A 2,676-nucleotide genomic window follows, 5' to 3' on the forward strand; every position below is an offset into this window, starting at 1 on the left:
AGCAGTTCGCGAACTTCCATCTCGACCAGCTCGAGCAGTTCAGCGTCGTCCACCATGTCGCACTTGTTCAGGAACACGATGATGTACGGAACGCCAACCTGACGCGCCAGCAGGATGTGCTCACGCGTTTGCGGCATCGGGCCGTCTGCTGCCGAGCAAACCAGGATCGCGCCGTCCATCTGCGCCGCGCCCGTGATCATGTTCTTCACATAGTCGGCGTGGCCCGGGCAGTCGACGTGCGCGTAGTGGCGGTTAGCCGTTTCGTACTCGACGTGCGCCGTGTTGATCGTGATGCCGCGCGCCTTTTCTTCCGGTGCCGCGTCGATCTGGTCGTACGCCTTCGCTTCCCCGCCGAACTTCTTCGTCAGAACCGTCGTGATCGCTGCCGTCAGCGTCGTCTTGCCGTGGTCAACGTGACCAATCGTACCAACGTTCACGTGCGGCTTGGTCCGCTCAAACTTTTCCTTGGCCATTTTCAACTCCCAAAAGGAATTTCACAGGTTGCGCCGCGCGCAAACAAGACACTGACTTTTTACTGCTGGTGCCCATGGGCAGGATCGAACTGCCGACCTCTCCCTTACCAAGGGAGTGCTCTACCACTGAGCCACATGGGCGCTACGCTTCAACTTAGCGGTCTGGAGCGGGTGAAGGGAATCGAACCCTCGTCGTAAGCTTGGAAGGCTTCTGCTCTACCATTGAGCTACACCCGCACGGGCCACTAACGATTCCTTGCCGCTCACTGCGCTGATATCTTGGTGGAGGAGGTTGGATTCGAACCAACGTAGGCGTAAGCCAACAGATTTACAGTCTGCCCCCTTTAGCCACTCGGGCACCCCTCCGTAGAGAACTGACGATTATGGGGGTGCATCGCACTCCTGTCAAGCACATCCGGAAGATTATTTTCACTTTCTTCCCGACTTCTGCTTCCCGCCGATCCCGCCCTCGCCCGGCTAAGGCAAGCGCGAGATGTTGCCGACCGGCGCCACATCTTCGTCAGACTCCGCCTTCAACGCCGATCTGCATCCGCGCTAAAAACGAAAGACCGCCATCATACGGCCTCTTTCGCACAATGCCAAGCGGGTAGACACAAAATTTCGGCAAATTTCGTGCCGGGCGGCTTTGATGAGCCGGCTGGCGGTTGTTTGCGGGAGGGTCGGGACGCTTCCGGCTCAGAATAAAGCGCCCTGCAGCGGAGCCGCGGATCGCCTGGCGTCGATTGCCGCGGGTCCCGCGTATGGGCAAGACCTTCACCGTTCCGGCGATTGCAGCGGGCCGGCTCCGTCATCGAATTCGGTCGCTGCTGCGTTCCTTCGCGGCTTCATCGGAACGCACGATACCGTCCGGAATCACTCTCCTACGCTAGTGCAAATCGCCGAGCGCCCGCTTGCTCTGAAACGACATTCTTCGCGGTCGCAACTGGATGCAGCAGGGCGCCGGCAAGCACCCCGGTGCCGCACGAGGCCGACCGGGACGATCCGACTTCAGGCCCTGGCTAACGGCTTCGCCACGAGGACCAAGAGGTATGCCCGGCGCCTGGGGTTCGTCAACAGTTGAAGGCCGCACTCGATGCCGGGTACACGGGTTGGCGGTCGTCGTGCAGCGCGCACAACCGGTGAATCAGCACGCGCTGGTCCGGCGACGTCCCGCAGGATACATCCGGCAATTCTGCGGGCTTTGCGATGCTTGCAGCCGCTACTCGGCAACGACGTGCGCGAGGTCCGGCAGTCCCCATAACGTCGCTACCGCCGCGCCGAGTGATCCTTCCGCTCGACGCCCTACGCCCCTTCGTTGAGGCCACCTAACGCCGCTCGCCGGCTTATCGCGGCAAATCCTCGGCGTACAGCCGACATCGCAACTGGTCGTGCGCCTCGCCCGCCTTGCCCAGCTGAACGCGACTATCCGCACCGGATTCGACGCACGCACCTCTCGCCGCACCTCATGCGCCCGAAGTCGTTACAAAACCGATATGTGGCGTCAAAGCGTCGACATCCAACGTGCGCTGTCCGTGTCCGGCAATGCTCGAGCTGATGCGGGATCAAGGTCCAAACACGGCGCACCCGCGTTCACCTGTCGGAGACCCCCCATTCGGCGACCCGAGTACGATACGCGCCGAACGCCTCCAGGCGTCGGCGCAGACAGCACATAGTTCAAGCCGATGGGTGAATGGCAAAACCGCGTGGGCGGTGCAGCCTGTTCGCTCATCGAGGAAATTTACGCGTTAAAGGGCAGTGGACGAGCGGATGTCGAAAGGATCCGCGCCGATTTTGGTCTTGTCCGAGCCGCTATACACACGGCGCTGCCGGCCCCTTGGTCGGGTCGCTTTGATCAAAGTCAAGAGGACGAGATGGCGGACTGCAGGAAGCGGAAGGTGGGTCGCACGATCGCGCTTGACGATACGCAGCGAGGAGCCAAGAGCGGTCTTGACCGAGGATACGAGCAGTAATCGCCGGGATCGCCGGAGATGGAAGCGAAGGAGGGAATTCGATGTTGCGATGATTTGCGTCAGGGCAGGCCGACGGACGTAGCCTCGGTAACGCTTCGCTGCGCGCTTTTTAGGACGCCGAAATGCAAAAACCCCCGCCTGGTCGGGCGGGGGTTCTTGGCTTAGGGAGCCTGACGATTACCTACTTTCACACGGGAATCCGCACTATCATCGGCGTAGAGTCGTTTCACGGT

General features: G+C 61.0%; 1 protein-coding gene and 3 tRNA genes. All 4 read right to left on the reverse strand.

What is annotated here, in order from left to right; translation table 11 throughout:
- On the reverse strand, positions 1–473 hold a 473-nt coding region (locus AC3IFE_RS20520; RefSeq protein WP_489191754.1), incomplete at its 3' end, for a GTP-binding protein.
- Positions 474–539: 66 nt separating this feature from the next.
- A tRNA-Thr gene (locus AC3IFE_RS20525) sits at positions 540–614 on the reverse strand.
- Between the two features lie 22 nt (positions 615–636).
- Positions 637–710 (reverse strand) — tRNA-Gly (locus tag AC3IFE_RS20530).
- Between the two features lie 43 nt (positions 711–753).
- Positions 754–839: transfer RNA gene (locus AC3IFE_RS20535), tRNA-Tyr, on the reverse strand.
- Positions 840–2,676: the final 1,837 nt, after the last annotated feature.

The sequence above is a fragment of the Burkholderia sp. APQ4-4ca genome (genome assembly GCF_057837105.1).